Genomic DNA, 21379 nt, shown 5'->3' with positions numbered 1-21379 from the left:
GGTTCTTGTAGTTAGGATCGGCTTACTTTTTCCTGCGAGGCATTTCCTCGGTTGGTTTCAGCTATGTTCCGGTATCGAGTTGCGCATATTTCAGTTCGACTGCCGACGCTGCGTTGGCCGATGCCAGCAGTTCCGTGACCTTGTCGTCGGTCGGAAGAGCTTCGCGCCCGCCACGCCCCGTGATGGACAGGGCCGCGGCCGCGGCCGCGAATGCGACCCGGCCTGCGGTGTCGGCTCCGCGCGTCAATGCATGGGCATAGGCGCCATGAAAGCAGTCGCCGGCGCCGGTCGAGTCGACGACGGCAACCCGGTGCGGAGGCAGGTGCCAGAGCCCTGCCTCGTCGCGTCCGCGATAATAGACGCCCCTGCCGCCGTCTGTCAGAACCACGGCTGACCGCGACGGCAGCCACAAGGCATCGAGTATTTCGGCGGGCAATCGAAGGCCCGTGGCAGTTCGCGCAAAGCCTAGGGGAAGAATGAGGTGGTCGCAGAGCGCGATCAGCCTCTCGGTGGCAGGGCCGCCGCTCCATTCGATATCGCCGAGGATTGCGAGGCCGAGATCGCGAGCTCGGGCCACGACGTCCATCGACCGGATCGCATAACTATCGACGATCAGGACTCTCGCGCGGCTGAGGACCTCGTCCGGAAAGTCCGGCGCGGTGCCCAGCATCACTTCGTCGTCATACGCGATGAACCGCTCCCCATCCGAGCCGACGGTGATCCGCGAACGCACCGGACATGCGTCAGGGTGGCGCGGTGCGAATGCGGTTTCAACGCCGCTTGCAATGAGATCGCACAGCACGGCGTCGTCCGCGGCACTGCTCAGCCATCCGATGAACCCGGCGCTTCCGCCGAGCCGCGCGACGGCGGCAAGGGCCGTCGCGACATTGCCTCCGAAAGCTTGGGCACTTTGCAGAACCTTCCCCTTGCCCGCCGACAACGGCTGATCGACATAGACGATGTCGTCGATCGCAATAGCGCCGAAGCCGAGGATTGAAGGGACGGCGGGCATCGTTCAGGCACCCGCCTTCGCCAGGGCGTCTTGCGCCGACTGGCCGTCATGGATAACGCCCCGAAAGGCAAGCGCTGCCTTTTCCGGATCGCCATGCCCCCAGAGATTGCGGCCCACCACGGCGCCGCGCGCGCCGGCGCGGATGGCGTCCGCCGTCTGCTGAAGGGCGCCGAGCAGCGTGTCGGTCTTCGGACCACCCGCGATCACGACCGGCACCGGACAAGTCCGGACGGTCTCTCGGAACGACTCGAAATCGCCCGTATAGCCTATCTTGATCACGTCGACGCCGGACTCGTAGCCGATGCGCGCCGCATAGGCGATCTCGTCAGGGGTGAAGACGATCTTTGGTCCGTCGGTGAAATCGCGAGGGTAGATGTGCGCCACCACCGGCATGCCGTAGCGGGCCGCCGCATTCACCGAATCGGTCAGCCAGCGTATGTACTTACCCTCGGTCGCGCCGCGCACCGGAATGGCCACGGCCAACGCATCGGCCCCCGCGCGCACCGCATCCTCTGGGGTTGCAATTAGCTCGCTGATGCGATCGTCCGGGGTGAAGCAGCCCGCCTGGATCACAAGGGAAGCTTTGCCCGCGTATTGCGGCCACAGATGGCGCGCAGTGCCGGGCTGGATGCTGACGTAGTCGGGCTTGCCTGCCATGACACGCGCAAGCGCGCCGGGCAGATCGGCAAGGCCGCCTTTGCGCACGTCGCCATAGCCGACAAAGTGGTCGACCGCGCCGCCAAAAAGATTCCCCGATGGATGCGAGAAGAGGCGCGCAAGGCGCACCGTGGTTCCCAAGCTCATGAGTGCAAAATTCCCAATCGTTTGTTTTCGAGGCCCGTTTTCACATGCTCTATAAAAATTTTACGCGCGTCAAGATTTAAAATGCTGTATAGCGAGTCACGAAAATCGCTCGTCGCCCTCGCGGCGAGCGCCCGGCATGCTGCCGCATTGGGAGGCTGAATCGAATATGCAAGCAAAATCAGGGGAAACGCTCGGCATAGGCGTCATCGGATGCGGCAACATCTCGATGACCTACCTGCGCAACACAGCGCTTTTCACAGGCGTTGAATTGCGCGCCTGCGCCGACATCTCCGCCGACATGGCGGCCTTGCGCGCCAAGGAATACGGCATCCGCGCGCTCGGCGTCGACGCGCTGCTGGCCGACCCGGAGGTCGATCTCGTCCTCAACCTCACAATTCCTTCGGCGCATTTCGACATCTCGTTTTCGGCGCTCTCGGCCGGAAAACATGTCTTCACCGAAAAGCCTCTGGCGACTTCGGCCAGCGACGGCCGCAGGCTGGCCGCCGAGGCGGCCAGGCGCGGGCTGCTGCTCGGCTCGGCGCCCGACACCTTCCTCGGCGCCGCAGGGCGCCGGGCGCGCCGGCTGATGGACGAGGGCGCGATCGGCCGCGCCGTGACCGGCACCGCCTTCATGATGGGGCGCGGCATGGAGCACTGGCACCCGAACCCGCAATTCTACTACCAGCCGGGCGGCGGTCCTGTCTTCGACATGGGGCCTTATTATCTGACCATGCTCGTCAACCTGCTCGGTCCGGTCGCCCGCGTCATGGCTATGGCGACGCGCGGCCAGGAGGAGCGCCTGATCACCGCCGACGGTCCCCACAAGAACACCACCTTCAGGGTCGGCACGCCGACCAACATCCTCTCGCTCTTGGAATTCCGCTCCGGCGCCACCGTCACCTTCGGCGCCTCGTGGGATGTGTTCAAGCACTCCAACCATCCGATCGAACTGCACGGCACGGAAGGCTCGCTCAGGCTGCCCGACCCCGACACCTTCGGCGGCACCGTCTCGCTCTCCGAGCGCGGCGCCGACTGGAAGGATTTTGCCAGCGAGAATGAGCTCTATGGCGCGCGCAACTGGCCCTATGCGGCGCCGGATCGCGCCAACTACCGCATGCTCGGCGTTGCCGACCTGGCGCGTTCGCTGTCGGAGGGCAGGAGACCGCGCGCGTCGGGCGAACTGGCGTTGCATGTGCTGGAGATCATGGAGGCGATCCTCGCTTCGGGCGAGAGCCGCAACTCCGTCGCGGTCGTCGGCACCGTCGACCAGCCGTCGCTGCTCGGCGAGGACGAGGCGGCAAGCCTGCTTGCCTGAGGCGGACCCATGGCGCTGACATCATCGCTCGACCCACAGGCCCGAAAGGTTCTCGATCTTGGCCGGCAGGCCGGCGAACCGCCGTTTGAGACCGGCCCGCCGGACGAGGCCCGGCGAGCCTATGAACAGAGCTTTCCCCATCTGCAGGGCGAGCGCGAGCCGGTCGCCGCGGTCGGCGAACGGACCATCGCCGGACCTGGCGGACCGCTGATGCTCCGCCTCTATCGCGGGCAGGGCGCGCCTGCGGCCGACTCTCCGGCGCTGCTTTACCTGCATGGCGGCGGCTGGGTGATCGGCAATCTCGACTCGCATGACGAGATCTGCCGCTGGTTCGCCAACATCGCCTCCTGCATCGTCGTCTCGCCCGACTACCGGCTGGCGCCGGAGCACAAGTTTCCGGCGGCGATCGAGGATTGCCGCGCCGTGCTCTCTTTCATGCGCGAGACTGCTCATGATCTCGGCATCGACGCCAGGCGAATCGCGGTTGGCGGCGACAGCGCCGGCGGCAACCTAGCCACTGTGCTCAGCCTGCTGTCGCGAGGGGACAAAAGCCCGTTGACGGCACAGCTCCTGCTTTACCCGAACACGGACGCCACGCAGACGGCCGACAGCTATCGCCGCTTCGGCGAGGGTTTTGGTCTGACCGCGTCGACCATGGCCTGGTTTCGCGACCACTATATCGTCGACGCCGCCGACATCGACGACTGGCGCGTCTCGCCGCTCAAGGCCGCAAGCCTTGCCGGGGCGCCGCCCGCCTTCGTCGCCATCGCCGGCCACGACATCCTGGCCGACGAGGGCGAAGCCTATGCGAGGCAGCTCAAGGCGGACGGCGTGCCGGTCGTGGTGAAACGCTGGCCGGGGCAGATCCACGGTTTCGTCTCGATGGGGCGCCACGGCCCTGCATCGCGGCAGGCGGTCGAGGCGGCGGTGGCCGCGTGGCGGGAGTTCGACAGGTCTCAGGCCGACTGACGCATCACCAGCGTCGCGTCGAGCTTGACCTTCGGCGCGACGGCTGTGGCGTCCTCGTCGAGGAGCGCCAGCAGCGTCTCGACGCTGCATCCGGCCATCACTGCGAAATCCTGCGCCATGGTGGTGAGCGCCGGGCAGGTGTAGCGGCTGAGCGGGTGGTCATCATGCGCGGCGACGCGCAGGTCGCAATCCGCCTTGCGGCCCACCTTGAGGCCGTGCGAGTAGGCTGCCGCCATCACGCCGAAGGCGAGGCGGTCGTTGTTGCACAGGATCGTCTTGCCCGGCAGGCCGCCATTGCCCAGCATCTTCTCCATCTGCTCGTAGCCGATACGCTCGAAGTCCCAGGTGTAGCTTTCGGTGTTGCCGATGACGAGCGGCTCAAGTCCAAGCTGCTTCATCGAGCCGACATAGCTGTCCAGCCGCTCCGGAGAGTTGTGGTTGACATGCGGGATATCGAAATAGACCGGGGGTTCGCCGGACCTGCAGAGATAGTCGACGATCGTCGAGATGCTCTGGCTATTGTTGTTGCCGACGAAAGGCGTGCCGCCCTCGAGATAGGTGTCGAAATAGACGATCGGTATGGCCTGCGTCAGCTTCTCCAGCGCCCGGTGGTCCGAGCGCTGGCCGAGCGGCGCGATCAGCGCGCCGGAAACCTTCAAGGACAGGATGGTGCGCGTCGCCTCGGCCTCGAGCTCGGTTGAGCCGTGCGAGGAGATGACGATCGGCCAGTAGCCTTCGTCGCGCAGCCGCAGCTCGATGCGGCTCACCATCTCCGAATAGAACGGATCGGTCACGGTCGGCACGACGATGCCGATGCTGCGTGTGCGCTTGCGGTTGAGATTGCGGGCGAACAGATTCGGCTGATAGTCGGACGAGCGCAGCGCATCTTCGATGCGCTTTCGGGTCGCCGGTTTGACACTGGTCGGATCGTCAAAATATTTCGACAGCGTTGGCCTGGAGACGCCACAGGAACGGGCGAAATCCTCCATCGTCTTGTGTGTCATCGGCATTCAAACCCTCGCGGCATGGAACCCTTGCTCCCATGCGCCGCCCCGGTGCTTTAAATACGGTGCGCCGGCGCGCGACTGCAAGTTGAAACTTTACAGACAACTTTGCAAGTTTCAACGCGATCTGCAAAATTATTCCACGCGTCAATTTATTAATTGACGCGGAAAAGCCGGCGCCGTATTCAATTTTTCGCTATCTATGGTGCCTGCCGCAGGGCCGACTCCACAGACGAATGCCGGGAGGGCGTGATGAAGAAGCTGGTCTCAGCCGGCGAGATCCTCGTCGAGATCATGGCCGAACGGATCGGTCAGAGCTTTCTCGAACCCGGACCGTTGGTCGGACCCTTTCCATCCGGCGCCCCGGCGATCTTCATTGGCCAGGCCGCGGCGCTCGGCCAGCCGGCGGGTCTTATCGGCGCCGTCGGCAAGGACGATTTCGGTCAGCTGAACATCGACCGGTTGCGCGCGCTCGGCGCCGACGTTTCAGCAATCGCGGTCCATGAGGGCCATGCCACCGGCACCGCCTTCGTCACCTATCGGCCAGATGCGTCCAGGCATTTCGTCTTCAACATCCGCAACAGCGCCGCCGGCCTATTGGAGATGAATGATGCGGCCAAGCGGCTCTTGGCCGGTGCCGACCACGTTCATGTCATGGGCTCGTCGCTGTTTTCCGACCGCGCCACCGAGGTCGCTCTTGGCGCGATCGCGGCCGTGAAGGCCAAGGGCGGAACCGTGTCCTTCGACCCCAACATCCGTCGCGAGATCATGCAGGCTTCCGGAATGCGCCAGGCGCTCGACCGGGTGCTCACGCAGACCGATGTCTTCCTGCCGAGCGGCAACGAGCTGTTCCTGTTCTCCTCGGCGGGCGACGAACAGGGCGCGGTCGGCGAGCTCCTTGCAAGAGGCATCTCCTGCATCGTCTTGAAGAAGGGCGCGGAAGGCGCCGTCTATCACGACCGGCAGGGCTCGGTCGCCATGCCGGGTTTTGCCGTCGAGGAAGTCGACCCGACCGGCGCCGGCGACTGCTTCGGTGCCGCCTTCGTCTCCTTCTGGCTCCGCGGCGCCGCACCCATCGACGCGCTGCGCATCGCCAACGCCTGCGGCGCGCTCGCCGTCACCCGCAAGGGGCCGATGGAAGGCATTCACCCACTCGCCGATGTCGAGGCGTTTATCGCCAAGGCGAGGACGCTCGCATGACCGACGCCACGGCAAGATTTGCCGGCATCGCCACACGGCGCGCGGCGGACGGCAAGGGCGGCATCGCCTCGATCTGTTCGGCGCATCCGCTGGTGATCGAAGCGACGCTTCGCCACGGCGTGGCGCAGGGTGCGGATGTGCTGATCGAGGCGACCTGCAACCAGGTCAACCATGAGGGCGGCTATACCGGCATGACGCCGGCCGATTTCCGAAGCTTTGTCGAGAGGCACGCCGGCAAGGCCGGCTTTCCGCTGGACCGGCTGATCCTTGGCGGCGACCATCTCGGCCCGAATCCATGGAAGCATCTTCCCGCCGCCGAGGCGATGCAAAGGGCGGCGGCGATGATCGATGCCTATGCCTGCGCCGGCTTCACCAAGCTGCATCTCGACACCAGCATGGCCTGCGCCGGCGATCCGGTGGCGCTGCCCGACGAAACAATCGCCGCGCGCGCGGCCGAGCTTGCGGCGATCGCCGAGGCGGCGGTCGCGCGCACGGTCGGCAAAAAGCCCGTCTATATCATCGGCACCGAAGTGCCGGTTCCCGGAGGCGCGCTGGAAGCGCTCGATCATGTGCATGTGACCGAGCCCGCCGATGCGCTGCGCACCGTCGAAGTCCACCGCCAGGCCTTCTTTCGCCTCGGCCTCGATGCCGCCTTCGCCCGGGCTGTCGGCGTCGTCGTCCAGCCCGGTGTCGAATTCGGCAATGCCGACATTATCGCCTACGCGCCGGAAAAGGCGACCAGGCTGGTGGCGTCGCTGGGAAGCATGCCGCAATTCGTCTTCGAGGCGCATTCGACCGACTATCAGCCGGCCGAAGCGTTGGCCGCGCTGGTGCGCGACGGCTTTGCCATCCTGAAGGTCGGCCCCTGGCTCACCTTCGCCTTGCGCGAGGCGCTCTACGGCTTGGGTTCCATCGCCGACCAGCTGGCACCCGATCCATCGCGCGAAAGCCTGCCGGCGGCCATGGAGCGCGTCATGCTGGCCTCGCCCGGCAACTGGCAGAAATACTATCCCGGCACGCCCGGCGAGCAGCGCCTGCAGCGGCATTTTTCGTTCAGCGACCGCATCCGCTACTACTGGCCGTCGCCCGAGGCGCGGCGCGCGACAGAAGCGCTGCTGGCGGCGCTTGGCGAAACGGAAATTCCCCGCCCATTGATCAGCCAGTATCTTGGGCATCTCGATGCCGAGGTCGGCGCCGGCCGGATCAAGCCGACCGCGCATGAGCTTCTGATCGGCAGCGTCACGCGCGTCCTCGACATCTACCGCAGCGCCACCAACTCGTAAGACGGGTCGATCGGACTGGCTGCGCTGCAGCGGTCGGCAAAGCACACGCCTTCAGGATCTTCAAAAAATCTTCTGCGTGGCGTTCCGTTTCGATTCTTCGGGTCGTCCTTGCTGTGTCCGAAGCAGAAGGAGCACCACAATGGCCCGGATGGTCGTTATCTACCCGACACCGAAGGACGTCGAGGCATTTGACCGACATTACTTCGAAATCCACGTGCCTCTCGCCAAGAAGATTCCAGGTCTCAGGAAATACGAGGTCAGCCACGGTCCCATCGCAATGCCGGTCGGGACCGCCAGCATCCATCGGATCGGAACGCTGTATTTCGACGACCTTGCAGCCATCGAAAAGGCGTTCGCAGGCCCGCAGGGACGGGCGGCCGGGGCGGATCGCCGAATTTACGCACCTGATCACTCGGGCGTTCAAATGTTCCTTTTCGACCACAAGGAAGTCTGAACCGAACCGCCACGGCCAGCCTGAACAGATCGACCGCGGAGGCGCCATTGGCCTCGATGCGTCTGGTCGCCTGATGTGGTCTAATACACCGGCGTTGCCATGTGCCGGGGCGTCGGCCATTCCGCCGTGATGCCGGGCTGCACCGGACGTTCGAGATAGGTCGACAACACCACATAGCTGCGCGTCGAGACCACGCCAGGCGTCTCGTAGATGCGCGACAGCAGGCCTTCGAGCGCCCGCGTGTCCTCGGTGCGCACCTTCAGCAGCATGCAGGTGTCGCCGGCGACCGAATGGATCTCCTCGACCTCGGGGCATTCGGAAATCGCCATCAGTTCCGGCGTCTTGCCCCAGCCTCTCGTGTCGATATGCACGAAGGCGAGCAGCGGCTTCTTCACCGCCTTCGGATCGATGATCGCCGAAGTGGAGCGGATGGCACCGCTGCGCCTGAGCCGCTTGACCCGCTCATGCACCGCTGGCGGCGACAGGCCGACCCGATCGCCGAGCTCGGCATAGCTGATGGTCGCGTCGTCGACGAGAATGCCTAATATTTTTCGGTCGATCGGGTCGACGTCGCGGGTAGGTTGCCTGTTCCGCTGAACGTCATCTGTTTCTGCGTCCATATGGAAATTCCCCATTGCTGCTGAATTAAGTTCGGCCATTATGGAGAAATGTCGAACAGTGATCAATCAGTAATTCTGGCTGCGGCGCCTCGCACGCCGATCCCGGCGGCGGCCTATCTGCTCACCGGCTGCATCGCCGTCATCGGCTCGAACTCACTGGTCCTCGGACCGATAGCGCCGGCTGTCGCGGCATCGTTCGGGGCGAGCGTGCCGGCGGTGATGACAGCCGCAGCCGCTTTCGGCCTCGGCACCTCGGCCAGCGCGCTCTTCCTCGCCCGCTACATCGACAGGATCGGCGCGCGCCGCATGCTGCAGGGCGCCTTGCTTTTGCTGGCGCTGGCGCTGGCGGCCAGCGCGCTCGCGCCGACGGTATCGGCGCTGGTGGCGGCCCAGCTCTTTGCCGGCATCGCTGCCGGCGTCGCCATGCCGGCGATCTATGCCAGTTCGGCGGCGATCGCGCCGCCCGGCCGCGAAAGCGGCACGATCGGCGTCGTGCTGACCGGCTGGACGCTCTCCATGGTCGCCGGCGTCTCGCTGTCGGCCGTGCTTGCCGATCTCATCCATTGGCGCGCCGTCTTCGCCGCCGTGGCGCTTCTCGCCGGCACCGCCGTCGCCGGCCTCACGATGAGCTCGCTGCGCGACGCCAGGAAAACCGGTCCCGCGCCTTCGCCGCTCGGCGCCCTGGCCGTGCCCGGAATCGTCCCGCTGCTCATTGCCTGCGGCGCCTTCATGACTGCCTTTTATGGCGTCTACGGCTATCTCGGCGACCACCTCCATGAAGGTCTCGGCGAGCCGGTCAGCGCCAACGGCCTTGCGGCGGTCGCCTATGGCCTCGGCTTCGGCGCGGCCGCGCTGCTCGACGGCGTCATCGATCGCCTCGGCGCCCGCCGCGTCATGCCCTTCGCCTACCTGCTGGTCGCGGCGGTCTACGTCGCGATGGCCATGCTGAGCGGCGGCTTCGGTCCGCTGGTGGCGACGATCGCCGTCTGGGGCTTGGCCAACCATTTCGGGCTGAACGTGCTGGTCATGCGCCTGACCGCGCTTGATCCTTCGCGCCGCGGCACCATCATGGGCCTGAACAGCGCGGTCACCTATCTCGCCGTCACTGTCGGCACCGCCGGCTTCGGCCCGCTCTACTCAAGCCTCGGCTTTGCCAATTGCGCGTTGATCGCCGCCCTGCTGATGCTGGTGGCGGCCTTCGCGGCGGCATGGCGGTCGGCGGGCTGACGGTCCGCGCAGTCAGTTCGGGCCCGCAACGACGACCGTGCGCGCCGCCTTTGGCAGCCAGGGGCATGCAAAATAGTCGCTGATCCGATTAGGTGACGCGACCGAGCAGGAAGTACTCCGCTTCGCCGGCCGTGGCATAAGAATGCTCCAGGCCGTCTCCGACAAAGAAGGGCGATGCCCAGTTCATCGGCGCCTGATCACGCCGTTGAACGAGAGACGAGGCTGCCGACAATCAATGTCCTCGTCACAATTCTCCTGCAGAAGGGCCAGTGCTGCTAGGACGTTCGAGATGCGCTCCGGGATACGTGGCGTGAGAATTTTTTTCTGAAACCGAGCTTGGCTTGCCGATGCCTTGGATCCTTCGATATGCCTTGGGGGTGAATCGGCCGGATCGGAAGCGCGATGAAGACGACCCTTGAAATCACCGCCGAGCCCTTGCCGCGGGACCTTGCCTTCGTCGGCGAGAGCCTTACCGCTTTCAATGACGGCGATGTCGGCGTATCGGGCCGCAAGACGCTGGCCGTCTTCGTTCGCGACGACGCCGGCGCGATCGTCGCCGGCATATCGGGCTACACCGCCTGGGGCTGGCTCTACGTGCAATGGCTCTGGGTCGACGAAAAGCTGCGCGGCCGGCGCATCGCCGCCGGCATGCTGGAGGCCGCCGAACGGGAGGCGCTGGCGCGCGGCTGCCAGGCCGCCTGGATCGACACCTTCAATCCAACCGCCGCCAAGGTCTATCAGCGCCAGGGCTACCAGCCGTTCGGCACGCTTGCCGACTTCCCGGTCGGCCGCAACCGCATCTTCCTGCAGAAGAAGTTGTCCTAGCCCGCGAGCTTCCCGCCGCGCATCGGCTGCGGCACGCCGGTGGTGCTCGGAAAGCTGATCGGCAGGCCGCGCAGCACGCGCACGGCAAGGAAGGCGAAGCACTCCGCTTCAACCGCGTCGCCCTTCCAGCCGAGCGTCTCGGCCTGCACGACCTCGACGCCGGCGCGGCTCGCAAGCATCGCCATCATCGTCGGGTTGCGGCGGCCGCCCCCGCTGACCGCCAATCGTTTCGGCCGGCGCGGCAACAGGTCGAGCGCCTTGCCGACGGCCGACACGGTGAAGGCCGTCAGCGTCGCAGCCCCATCCTCCACGCCGAGCCCGTCGGCCATCGATGAAGTGAAGTCGAAGCGGTCGAGCGACTTCGGATAGGGTTTCGTCAGATAGGGATGTTCCAGCAGCCGCTCGAGCCTTGCCTCGTCAACCGTGCCGGCGGCCGCGAGCCTGCCGTCGCGGTCCATCTCGCCAAGTCCCTTCGCCTTGATGAAATCGTTGACCGGCGCATTGGCGGGACCCGTGTCGAAAGCGACGATTGCGTCCTTGCCGTCCCACCAGGTGATATTTCCGACGCCGCCGAGATTGAGCACGGCGGTGTCGCCGGTGGCGTCCGCCTCTTTGAGCAGCGCAGCATGATAGGCGGCGGCCAAAGGCGCGCCTTGTCCGCCGGCGGCGACATCCGCCGAGCGGAAGTCGTAGGCGACCTTGGTGCCGAGCAGGGCGGCCATCAACTCGCCGTCACCAAGCTGACGCGTCCTCCCGATCTTGCCCGGCTGCGGCGCGCGATGCAGCACCGTCTGGCCATGGAAGCCGACGACGCCGATATCGGCCATGATCCTGCCCTGGCTCTCCACAAGATCCCTGACCGCGGCCGACTGCGCGCGCGTCAGCGCTTCCTCGGCCTCACGGAAGATCGCCGGTTCCGGCCCCTCAAAATTCCAGGCGCGCGCCTGGCGCAGCGTCTCTTCAAGAAGCGTACGGATCGATTGCGGGTAAGGGGCTAGAGTATAGGTGCCGAAGTCGGCGATGCGCTCGCCGTCGGTCTTGATCAGCGCCACGTCGATATTGCCGTCAAGCACCGTGCCGGTCATCAGGCCAACGGCCCAGATTGGTTCCATGGTTGCTCCTCGAATCGCCGTTGAACCACGTGTCGGACGGATCGGTCCGGCAGGCAAGTCTATAGCGGGCACCTAGGACACCACATATGCTCATGACTTTTGCGTCGAACAGCGAAAATGGAGCAATGCCGTTCTTGCCTCTCGCGGCCGAAGGCGCGAGGCTGTGCGGCTACCAGCGCCGGCCAAACATCGAAGGGCACTGACCGCAGGGAGGATGACAACATGGCAGCCAATGTCGCAGTGATCGCAGGTGCTGGCGCTGGCTTAAGCGCTTCGCTGGCGCGGCTTCTGAACAGGGAAGGTTTTCGCGTCGTCCTTGCCGCCCGCAATGTCGACAAGCTCGCCGCGCTGGTTCAGGAGACCGGCGCGCAGGCGGTTGAAACCGATGTGTCGGACGCTGCCTCCGTCGCACGGCTGTTCGAGGCGGCCGACAAGGCCGGCTCCCTCGAAATTGCCGTCTTCAACGCGAGCGGCCGCACGCGCGGCCCGATCGCCGACCTCGATCCCGACGCGGTCAGGCAGGCGCTGCTGGTCGGTGCCTATGGCGGCTTCCTGGTCGGGCAGCAGGCGGCGCGCCGGCTGGTTGCACGTGGCTCCGGCTCGATCCTGTTCACCGGCGCCACCGCAAGCCTCAAAGGGTTCTCAGGCTCGGCCGGCTTCGCCATGCCGAAATTTGCCTTGCGCGGGCTGGCGCAATCGATGGCGCGCGAGCTCGGCCCGAAGAACATCCATGTCGCGCATTTCATCATCGACGGGCAGATCGAGCCGCCCGGACAGGCGGCCGATCCCGACCGTCCTGACCGCCGCCTCTCTCCGGATGCGATTGCCGAGACCTATCTCGCGGTCCATCGCCAGCATCGCAGCGCCTGGAGCTTCGAAGTCGAGCTCAGGCCATGGGTCGAGACGTTCTGACGATCCGCACTCACTCCGTGGGGAATAGTTAACCATCCCTTGCGCTGCTCGATATATTAGCTTGATCGCATGTTAATCATGCTGCGTTCCTCTATGTACTAGAAATATTTAAAGGTTTAGAAGACACGTTTGTTTAACCTCGCCGTGCATACTGCGAGTTGGTCAGATCTGCTTGTCCGGCTTCCTGCACGAATTGAGAATGCGCATGTCGCTAACACGTCGCACGCTGCTTACTGCCGGAAGCGTCGGGTTGGTGATCGCGCAAGCGCAGGCGGCGACCCAGCAGGCGCAAAACGCTCCAAGCCCCACCAGCGACAATAGGCTGCGCATCGCCATGCCGGCCTTCGCTTCCGATCCGTTCTTCCCGGCCGATGGGGCCGGGGACAAGGGCATCGACATGGAGCTGGCCCGCGGCATAGCCGCCGAGCTTGGCGTCGAGCCGGTGTTCGACCGGTCCGCCGTGACGTTTGACGGTATGGTGAAACTGTTGATGTCCGGTCAGGCCGACATTGCGATCGGCAAGCTCAGCCGCACCCTTCAGCGCGGCCGCTCGATCCTCTATTCCAGGCCTTATGCCATCCTGCACCAGGGGCTGCTCGCCAACCGCCTCAACCTGGCGCGTATCGCCCAAGGCAAGCCGCCGGAGCAGATCATCCGCGATTTCTCCGGCGATCTCGGTGTGATCGAAGGCTCTTCATTCGCCACCTATGCGGCCGCTACCTTCCCGCACGCGCAAATTCACCGCTTCGCCGGCTGGAATACGGTTGTCGATGCGATCCGGAACGGCACGATCGACCTGGCCTATCGCGACGATTTCGAGATCAAGAAGCTGTTGGTCGACGATCCGTCGATGACGGTCGTGGCGCGCTCGATCACGCTGACGGACAAGCTCGACACGATCGCGGTCGGCGTTCGCTCGGACAATCCGCATCTCGCGGCCTTCGTTGACCTCTATCTCGATCTGGCAAAAGGCCAGCAGGTCCTCAACACCGACGAGATCATCGCGCGCTATCGCCTGGGGAGTAACGCCTGACCATGGCCGTCGCGGAAGTAGCGGGACCTCTGCCTTTCGATTGGCGCCTGTCGGCAAGGCGCATATTGCGCTCACCCGTGACGACGATCGTGATGATCGCGGCCGGGATCCTGTGCGGTCTCTATTATCCACGCTTTGCCCATGCCATCAGCCCTGTCGCGCAGGTCTACCTGAATTTCCTCAAAATGGTCGTCCTGCCTTACCTGGTGTCGTCGGTCATCTTCTCCATCACGGCGATGGTGCAGGACCCTAAATCAGTCCGCTACCTGGGCAAGGTCGGCATAGCCGTGCTGGTCGTGTCGTTCCTCGCCGTAATGGTGAGCGGCACGTTTTCGATGATCCTGCAGCCTGGCCAGATCGACAACCCGCAGTCGCGCATCGAGCTTGGCGAGTTCATCAATTCGCAAGGCAGCGTATCCACCGATCTCGCATTCCCGTTCCAGCCGCCGCCCGCCAATGGCGATGCAAACGGCGAGCATTCGATCCTGCTCGACCTGGTGCCGAACAACGTCTTCAACGCGCTGGCCTCGGGCCAGACAATCCAGGTGCTGCTGTTCTGCCTGCTGTTCGGGCTGGCGATGGGCAAGATCCCCCAGCCCTCGTCGATGAGCCTGTCGCAGGCGCTCAACGCGGTCTACCGGGCCTGCACGGTGCTCACCAACTGGTTCGCTTGGGGATTGCCCTTCGCAACCTTCATCCTGATCGCCGACCAGACCGCCTCGACCGGAACCAGGCCGCTCACCTTGATGGGCGGTTACCTGCTTGTGATGGGCCTTTCCTGCCTCACATTCCTCGCCGTCGCATTTGCCATTATCGCCATCCGGTCGCGACGCAGCTACTGGACCACGATCAAGACCCTTCAGCCGCTACTCATGGTGGCGATCACGACGCGCTCCACGGTCGCCTCGCTGCCCTGGGTCATCAACCTGTTGAGCGAGCGGCTGAGGTTCAGCCTGGTGGTCGTAGAGCTGCTCGTGCCGTTGCAGGCGGCCTTGCTGCGGACCGGCCCGGCTCTGCTCTACACTTCGGGCACCCTATTCATCGCCCAGCTCTACGGCCATCCGCTTGGCGTGCCCGACCTTCTGCTCGTCGGCGTCGTTTCGGCGCTTCTGGCGCTCACCACCGGCGGCATGGGCAGCCTGCTCATCCTGTCGCAGATGTCCATCGTCTGCGGCTACCTGAAGCTTCCCTTCGAGGCGGCGTTCGCCCTGTTCGTCGCGGTCGATGCGGCCGTGGATACGCTGATGACGCTGTCCAGCGTCTCCACGATCGCGGCGAGCACGGCGATGATCGCGCCCAGCCACAGGGAGGCGACGCAGATCGCTGAAATCGTCTCCGAGGTGCCCGAAGCCGAGCCGGTCCGATGATCGATCCAGGCATCCGTCCCCAGCTCGGCATCATCGGCGGTCTCGGGCCGCTTGCATCGGCCGACTTCTACTTCAAGCTGACCAGGATGACCGAGGCGCTCCGCGACAGCGAACATGTGCCGGCCGTCATCCTCAGCGTGCCGCAATTGCCCGACAGGACCGAGGCGATCCTTGGCAATCATGACGGGCCGCTGGCGCCCCTGCAAGCTGCGGTCTCGACGCTCAATGCGCTCGGCGTCGCCTGCATCGCGATGCCGTGCAACACCGCCCATCATTGGTACGGCCAACTGGCGGCGGACTCGCGGGCCGAGATCATCCATATCGGCGACGCCGTTGTGACGGAATTTCGACGCAGCCTGAGCGGCGGCCGGATCGCGAACCTCGCAACCCGTGGCACGCTGGTCTCCGGCTTCTATCAGGACAGGATAGCGGCGGCGGGGTTCGACCTCTGCCTTCCTGCGAACGCCGAGTTCCAGGAGCGCGTCGACAGCGCGATTGCCCTCGTCAAGGGCGGCTCGATCGCGGATGCCGCGACCGAGACCGAGCGCGCGCTTCATCTCGCGCAATTTGCCGGCGCTGATGCCGCCGTTCTCGGCTGCACCGAACTGTCGGTGGTGGCAGCCAGCCTCAACGACGCGAACGGATTGATCGTCATCGACAGCAATGCGGCCCTGGCGCGAGCCTGCCTGACACGATTGGGCTTCGGCGTTCAGGAAGCGCGTGGCCTGCCGACCGCGTTGCGAATGCCGGGACATGACCGATTGCCCTGGCCCGCGACGCAGCGGGCGTTATAGCCGACAGCCGCGCTGCCTCGACGCTTCCCCGGACATTATTTGCAGCAAAGCGCGTGAATTGAGCGCCGGCTTCCTCCGTTTACAGCGAGATTGGATCGGGCATTGCTTGGTCCGCAAGGAACCGCATGTCATCGTGCGGCGGGGTCGCAAGAGCAATTCTAGGAAAAGTGCGCAGCGGTTTGCCGTCCGGAATTGCGAAAAACAAAGAGTTGCCGCAAGAGGAGCCTGCCCATGGCCAGAATAATCCCGGTGCTCGATCTCGACCGCCTCGAACGGGGCGAGTCGGAACTACGGACTTTTCTGTTTGATCTGCGCACGGCCGCCCGCGATGTCGGCTTCTTCTATCTCTCGGGTCACGGCATAACACAGCCCGATATCGATGCTGTGCTCGATGCCGCGCGCCGCTTCTTCGCCCTGCCGGAAGCCGACAAGCTTGGCATCGAAATGGTGAAGTCGCCGCAGTTCCGCGGCTACACGCGCGCCGGCGGTGAGCTGACCAGGGGCAAGGCCGACTGGCGCGAGCAGCTTGACATCGGCGTCGAGCGCGCGGCGATCCCGCAAGGCCCGGGCGTGCCGGCCTGGACGCGGCTGCAGGGCCCGAACCAGTGGCCGGCCGCACTCCCCGGGCTGAAGCAGGCGCTGCTGGCCTGGCAGGCCAAGGCGACCGAGGTGGCGATCCGCCTGCTCAAGGCCTTCGCGCTGTCGCTCGATCAGGCGGAAGACGCCTTCGATCCGATCTATCGCGCCGAGCCCAACCACCGCATGAAGATCGTGCGCTATCCCGGCCGCGATGCCACCGGCGATGACCAGGGCGTCGGTGCGCACAAGGACGGCGGCTTCCTCACCCTTTTGCTTCAGGATGAGAACAAGGGGCTGCAGGTCGAGTATGATGGCGGCTGGGTGGATGTGGACCCGATTCCACGAACGCTCGTGGTCAATATCGGCGAGCTGCTCGAGCTGGCTTCGAATGGTTATCTGAGGGCCACTGTGCACCGCGTCGTCACGCCGCCCGCCGGCGTCGAACGGATTTCGGTGCCGTTCTTCTTCAGCGCCCGCCTCGACGCGACGATCCCGCTGCTCGACCTGCCGGAGGAGCTGGCGGCCGAAGCGCGCGGCCCGGCCAGCGATCCCGACAACCCGCTGTTCCGCGATGTCGGAACCAATGTGCTGAAGAGCCGGCTGAGATCGCATCCGGACGTGGCGCGGCGGCACTACGCCGATCTCCCGGAAAAGGCAGCGGCCGTCGGCTGAAATTGCGCCTGCCCGAGCGAGATTTTTTCGCGTTTCAATCAGTTTTTGGAATTCTGTTCGTCGCAAACGGATCAGCCAAAGCCCACATAACGGCTGTCGTCCGGTGTTTTCCTCCCATTGCGCCGGACGATGTTCCCCTCTGAAGGTTATGACCTTCATTTTTGGCCGGGCCGCTTTCGCGCCCGGCCTTTTTCTTTCCTGGCGCTCTCGCCGTGCTCAAGCCGGGGTCGAGGTTGGCGCGAGACCTGCGAAGGGCTGATGCGGAGCTTTTGGCGCGGGCGACATGAGGAGTACATAAGAACCAGCTTCCAATGTATCAGTACATGGCCAGGCGTTTTCATTGTTTGGACGCAATCAATGGCCCGGTCAGGTCAAACCAGATGCGCCCTGAAACGGCACCTGAGCGGGACGCGTTGCGGCGAGATAAGCGAACTGAGATGGAGCATCAATCATCAAAGTTACCCGGTGACCCGCCGCGTCGACGCACCAGCTTCCTGCGCACGTTGGGACCCGGCCTCATCACCGGCGCGGCGGACGACGATCCCAGTGGAATCGCCACCTACAGCCAGGTTGGCGCGCAATTCGGCTACACCCTCTGCTGGACAATACCGCTCAGCTACCCCCTCCTGGTCGTGATCCAGGGGATCAGCGCAGGCATCGGCGCCGTGACCGGTCAGGGTATCGCGCAGAACCTGCGGCGACACTACCCGCCTTGGGTGATGAGTTTTGCCGTTCTCCTGCTGCTCGTCGCCAACTTCATCAACATCGGTGCCGATCTGGCGGCGATGGGAGCAGCGTTGCGGCTTCTCGTCGGTGGTTCCCAGTTCCTCCACGCCGCCGCCTTCGGACTGCTTTGCGCGGGCCTCGAGATATTCGTGACCTACAGGCGCTACGTGACCATCCTGAAGTGGCTGACCCTTTCGCTGTTTGCGTATGTCGCGGTGGTGTTGGCCGTGAACGTGCCGTGGGCAGTGGCGCTGCGCGGCACACTCATTCCGCAATTCGCCTTGGATCGCGACCATGCCATGGCCCTGGTGGCTGTTCTCGGCACGACGATCAGCCCCTACCTCTTCTTCTGGCAAGCCGGTGAGGAGGTGGAGGAACTCCATCGTCGCCACCTTGCACGGCTCAGCACTCATCCACGCACGGCAGGTGCCGAGCTTGCACGCATCCGAACAGATACGCTTTTCGGCATGACATTCTCCCATCTCATCGCTCTGTTCATCATCATAGCCACTGCAGCCACGCTCAACGCCAACGGCACAACGCAGATCGAGACTTCAGCCCAGGCGGCAGAGGCGCTCCGGCCGATTGCCGGCGAAGTTACCTTCGCGGTTTTCGCCGCCGGCATCATCGGCACCGGCATGCTGGCCGTCCCTGTTCTTGCCGGCTCGGCCGCCTATGCCGTCGCGGAAATGTTCCGCTGGCCGGAGGGGCTGGATCGGCGGCCCCGTGAGGCCAAAGCCTTCTATGCAACGATTACCGCAGCGACCCTCGGCAGTGTCGTAGTCAGTTTCACCGCTCTCGATCCAATCCGCGCGCTCTACTGGACAGCGGTCATTAATGGCATTCTTGCGGTCCCGCTGATGGCGGTCATGATGATGATGGCCAGTAGCCCGCGCGTCATGGGAAGGCTCACCGCCCCGAAGTGGATGGTCGCGGTGGGATGGCTCGCGGTCCTGATCATGGCGCTGGCCACGATCGGGTTCTTCGCGCTCTAACCCAGGCCGCAGCGAAAAGCGGTTCGTGGAGTCCGTTCCATGGGCTATAATGCGCCCATTCGCTGTTGCGAAGCATTGAGGCACGGCATGCAGGGCTGGCTCGTATCGATCGTCCCTGTGAATGTCTCTTCCGCCGTTGGAGGGACATCATGAACGTCTTGATTGTCTATGGAACGACCGAAGGGCAGACGAGGAAGATTGCCGCGCAGACGGCAACACATATTCGCGAGAGCGGGCATCAAGTCGAACTGCTTGATAGCGCAGCGCTCTCGTCCGATTTGAAGCTTGGACACTTCGACGCGTTCGTCATTGCCGCGTCGGTCCACCAGGAGCATCACCAGGAAGCCGTCACGAACTTCGTATTTGCGCATCACGAACCACTGAACGCCAAGCCATCAGCCCTCATATCCGTCAGCTTGTCGGCCGCGCTGGAAGACCAAAGGACGGAGGCTCAAAAATACGTGGATCGCTTCATTTCCGTGACGGGGTGGCAACCGCGCATGACCCTCCTCCTCGGGGGTGCTTTGCGCTTCACCAAGTACGATTATTTTCAGGAGCAGTTCGTCAAGTTCGTCGTCATGAAGAGCAACGTTCCAAGCCCCGAGCGCGATCACGAATTCACTGACTGGAACGCACTCGCTCACTTCACGGATCGATTTCTCGAGACGGCCGGCTGAACAAGGAGGTGCCTGAGTCCGCGCAGCTTGCATCGGCCCAATCCTCTGCCGTCCTTGCCGGCAGCCCCCGCGAGCGATCGCGAATCCGATGCAAGCAGCCGCTTCCGCGGCGAGCAATTCCAGGAAAAGTGTGTAACGGTTTTCCGTCCGGAATTGCGTAAAAACAAATACTTAGAGCGGTTCGGCGATTCCGTGAGACGCTGAGCCGCTCTAGAGATGCACGGAATGAAGCTCGCTCTTTGACCAGGGGAGTCCCGTGATCGTCAGTGAGATGAATACCCAAGAATGCAGGATGCACCTGGCCACGAGCAGGGTCGGGCATCTCGCCTGCGTAAGAAGCGGAATGCCGTACGTCGTGCCGATCAGCTTCGTATACGAGAACAGCCACATCTACAGCTTCTCCCTGATTGGTCGCAAGGTGCGGGCAATGCGAGGACATCCCCAGGTCTGCCTCGAGGTCGACGAGATCCACAGCCCTCGCAGTTGGTGGAGTGTCATTGCCTTCGGCCGCTACGAAGAACTTTCCGAAACGGGCCCCCGGCAGAATGAGCGCGACCATGCATGGTCGCTGTTGCAGCAAGCGCGCCCCGACTGGTGGGAACCTGGCAGCGAGACGCCTTACTCAGAGGATAAGGTGGCCATTCCGCCTCACCTCTTCTTCCGCATCAACATCGAGAAGATCACTGGCCGTCGTGCCTTCGCCTAAGCGGCCCCGGTTTTCATCGCCGGCGGCCTCCACACCTTTTACATCTTCCGTGTCGCCTGGACTCGGTATTTGTTTTTGCCGGAGGAGCCGACTCGGGTTGCGTGGTGCAGCACCTGAAGTCGGCGCAAAACTAGCTCATCATTCTCGGTAGCCCTGCCGCCAGCGCATCGACGGCCAAGCGCACTTTCAGCGGCAGATGCGGCGTCTGCAGCCAGAGCGCGTGGCAGTCGTAGAGATAGTCCGGCTGGTCCGGCAGCAGCCGGACGAGCGCGCCCGCTTCGACACGCTCACGCACCAGCCAGTATGGCAGCCAGGCCAGACCCATGCCGTCGGTCGCCGCATCGGCGATGGCGTCGAGGTCGTCGAGCCGCAGCCGGCCGGCCGGCGCGATCTGCGTCATCGAACCGCCATCGCGCGGGAACAGCCATGGCTGCAGCGCCTGGCCGAGCCGTCGGTAGATGATCGCCTGATGACCGGCGATATCGTCGAGCCGAAGCGGCCGGCCGATCCTCTCGAGGTAGGACGGCGAAGCGCAGACGATCATGCGCTGGCGCGCGACGCGGCGCACGATGATGCCGGCCCTGTCATCCAGGGCGCCCGTGCGGATCGCGAGGTCAAAACCGTCCTCGACGAGATCGGCGAAGCGGTCGCTGAGCGACAGGTCGAGTTCCAGCGTGGGATAGCGACGGGCAAGCGCGAGCAGGATCGGCGTGACGCAGTGGCGGCCGAAATGCGCCGGCATGGTCACGCGCAGCTTGCCGCGTGGCTCGGACAATTGCTCGGCCGCGAGCGCATCGGCGGCTTGCGCTTCCGCCAGCACGATCCGGCAGCGCTCGTAATAGGCGCGCCCGAAATCGGTCAGGCTCTGCCGGCGCGTCGTGCGGTTGAGCAGGCGCACGCCCAGATGTTCCTCCAGGAAGCGGACATGCTTGCCGACCATCGGGCCCGACAGGTCGAGTGCTGTCGCGGCGGCCGCGAACGAGCCGAGGTCGACTGCCCTGACGAACACCTCCATGCTTTCGAGGCGATCCATATTCAAAACCATCTGTTTCGACTGTTCTGCCTGATGCGCGATTTATCCCTTCCGGATGCC

General features: G+C 64.4%; 21 protein-coding genes. 15 read left to right on the top strand and 6 right to left on the bottom strand.

Features of this window, described 5'->3' with window-relative positions; all coding sequences use genetic code 11:
- Positions 1-61: 61 nt before the first annotated feature.
- Both EN853_RS18100 and EN853_RS18095 read right to left on the bottom strand, forming a co-directional pair.
- The gene (locus EN853_RS18100; protein ID WP_127861023.1) at positions 62-1012 is read right to left on the bottom strand and encodes a PfkB family carbohydrate kinase; all 951 of its coding nucleotides are present in this window, start codon (positions 1010-1012) and stop codon (positions 62-64) included.
- A 3-nt stretch (positions 1013-1015) separates the two neighbouring features.
- Entirely contained in the window at positions 1016-1816 is an 801-nt protein-coding gene (locus tag EN853_RS18095) for a class I fructose-bisphosphate aldolase (protein WP_127861024.1), read from the bottom strand.
- Between the two features lie 166 nt (positions 1817-1982).
- Here EN853_RS18095 and EN853_RS18090 point away from each other — a divergent pair, with 166 nt between their 5' ends.
- Positions 1983-3131, top strand: coding sequence for a Gfo/Idh/MocA family oxidoreductase (locus EN853_RS18090; protein WP_127861025.1), 1149 nt, complete (start codon positions 1983-1985; stop codon positions 3129-3131).
- Positions 3132-3140: 9 nt separating this feature from the next.
- Entirely contained in the window at positions 3141-4100 is a 960-nt protein-coding gene (locus EN853_RS18085) for an alpha/beta hydrolase (RefSeq protein WP_127861026.1), read from the top strand.
- On the opposite strand, the gene EN853_RS18080 is transcribed toward EN853_RS18085, so the two are convergent.
- Positions 4088-5110, bottom strand: a complete 1023-nt coding sequence (locus EN853_RS18080; protein ID WP_127861027.1) for a LacI family DNA-binding transcriptional regulator — start codon at positions 5108-5110, stop codon at positions 4088-4090. The genes EN853_RS18085 and EN853_RS18080 overlap by 13 nt on opposite strands.
- Positions 5111-5356: 246 nt before the next feature.
- On the opposite strand from EN853_RS18080, the gene EN853_RS18075 reads away from it, so the two are divergent.
- From EN853_RS18075 to EN853_RS18065, 3 genes are all read left to right on the top strand, one after another.
- Positions 5357-6304: a sugar kinase gene (locus EN853_RS18075; protein WP_127861028.1), complete on the top strand. Its 948-nt coding sequence runs from the start codon at positions 5357-5359 to the stop codon at positions 6302-6304.
- A complete protein-coding gene (locus EN853_RS18070) occupies positions 6301-7587 on the top strand; it encodes a D-tagatose-bisphosphate aldolase, class II, non-catalytic subunit (protein ID WP_127861029.1) in 1287 nt (428 codons plus the stop codon). Before EN853_RS18075 ends, EN853_RS18070 begins: the two co-directional genes overlap by 4 nt.
- A 139-nt stretch (positions 7588-7726) precedes the next feature.
- Positions 7727-8041 (top strand): EthD family reductase, encoded by a 315-nt coding sequence (locus EN853_RS18065; RefSeq protein WP_127861030.1) that lies wholly within the window; start codon positions 7727-7729, stop codon positions 8039-8041.
- Positions 8042-8121: 80 nt separating this feature from the next.
- Here EN853_RS18065 and EN853_RS18060 read toward each other — a convergent pair whose 3' ends face one another.
- The gene (locus tag EN853_RS18060; protein WP_127861031.1) at positions 8122-8661 is read right to left on the bottom strand and encodes an Lrp/AsnC family transcriptional regulator; all 540 of its coding nucleotides are present in this window, start codon (positions 8659-8661) and stop codon (positions 8122-8124) included.
- Between the two features lie 48 nt (positions 8662-8709).
- On the opposite strand from EN853_RS18060, the gene EN853_RS18055 reads away from it, so the two are divergent.
- Entirely contained in the window at positions 8710-9888 is a 1179-nt protein-coding gene (locus EN853_RS18055; protein ID WP_127861032.1) for an MFS transporter, read from the top strand.
- Between the two features lie 402 nt (positions 9889-10290).
- The gene (locus EN853_RS18050) at positions 10291-10713 is read left to right on the top strand and encodes a GNAT family N-acetyltransferase (RefSeq protein WP_127861033.1); all 423 of its coding nucleotides are present in this window, start codon (positions 10291-10293) and stop codon (positions 10711-10713) included.
- Here EN853_RS18050 and EN853_RS18045 read toward each other — a convergent pair.
- The gene (locus tag EN853_RS18045; protein WP_127861034.1) at positions 10710-11825 is read right to left on the bottom strand and encodes an anhydro-N-acetylmuramic acid kinase; all 1116 of its coding nucleotides are present in this window, start codon (positions 11823-11825) and stop codon (positions 10710-10712) included. The two genes, EN853_RS18050 and EN853_RS18045, sit on opposite strands and share 4 nt — an antisense overlap.
- 222 nt (positions 11826-12047) lie before the next feature.
- On the opposite strand from EN853_RS18045, the gene EN853_RS18040 reads away from it, so the two are divergent.
- From EN853_RS18040 to EN853_RS18005, 8 genes are all read left to right on the top strand, one after another.
- Entirely contained in the window at positions 12048-12737 is a 690-nt protein-coding gene (locus tag EN853_RS18040; RefSeq protein WP_127861035.1) for an SDR family NAD(P)-dependent oxidoreductase, read from the top strand.
- A 205-nt stretch (positions 12738-12942) separates the two neighbouring features.
- Positions 12943-13770 carry a transporter substrate-binding domain-containing protein gene (locus EN853_RS18035; RefSeq protein ID WP_167524517.1) on the top strand — a complete coding sequence of 276 codons (828 nt, stop codon included), beginning with the start codon at positions 12943-12945 and terminating at the stop codon, positions 13768-13770.
- Between the two features lie 2 nt (positions 13771-13772).
- Complete coding sequence (locus EN853_RS18030) at positions 13773-15137, top strand: cation:dicarboxylase symporter family transporter (RefSeq protein ID WP_127861036.1); 1365 nt, start codon at positions 13773-13775, stop codon at positions 15135-15137.
- On the top strand, positions 15134-15931 hold the full coding sequence (locus tag EN853_RS18025) for an amino acid racemase (RefSeq protein ID WP_127861037.1): 798 nt from the start codon (positions 15134-15136) through the stop codon (positions 15929-15931). Before EN853_RS18030 ends, EN853_RS18025 begins: the two co-directional genes overlap by 4 nt.
- A gap of 231 nt (positions 15932-16162) precedes the next feature.
- The gene (locus EN853_RS18020) at positions 16163-17182 is read left to right on the top strand and encodes an isopenicillin N synthase family oxygenase (protein WP_127861038.1); all 1020 of its coding nucleotides are present in this window, start codon (positions 16163-16165) and stop codon (positions 17180-17182) included.
- A gap of 311 nt (positions 17183-17493) precedes the next feature.
- Entirely contained in the window at positions 17494-18903 is a 1410-nt protein-coding gene (locus EN853_RS18015; protein WP_348631581.1) for an Nramp family divalent metal transporter, read from the top strand.
- A 149-nt stretch (positions 18904-19052) separates the two neighbouring features.
- Positions 19053-19580: a flavodoxin domain-containing protein gene (locus EN853_RS18010; RefSeq protein WP_127861039.1), complete on the top strand. Its 528-nt coding sequence runs from the start codon at positions 19053-19055 to the stop codon at positions 19578-19580.
- Between the two features lie 256 nt (positions 19581-19836).
- A complete protein-coding gene (locus tag EN853_RS18005) occupies positions 19837-20286 on the top strand; it encodes a pyridoxamine 5'-phosphate oxidase family protein (protein ID WP_127861040.1) in 450 nt (149 codons plus the stop codon).
- A 130-nt stretch (positions 20287-20416) separates the two neighbouring features.
- Here EN853_RS18005 and EN853_RS18000 read toward each other — a convergent pair whose 3' ends face one another.
- Complete coding sequence (locus EN853_RS18000) at positions 20417-21319, bottom strand: LysR family transcriptional regulator (protein ID WP_127861041.1); 903 nt, start codon at positions 21317-21319, stop codon at positions 20417-20419.
- Between the last annotated feature and the right edge of the window lie 60 nt (positions 21320-21379).

The organism is Mesorhizobium sp. M1C.F.Ca.ET.210.01.1.1 (assembly GCF_004791585.1).
In the GTDB taxonomy this organism is placed as follows: Bacteria; Pseudomonadota; Alphaproteobacteria; order Rhizobiales; family Rhizobiaceae; genus Mesorhizobium.
Note: the sequence above shows the minus strand (reverse complement) of the source record. Positions and strands in the feature narration are given on the sequence as shown.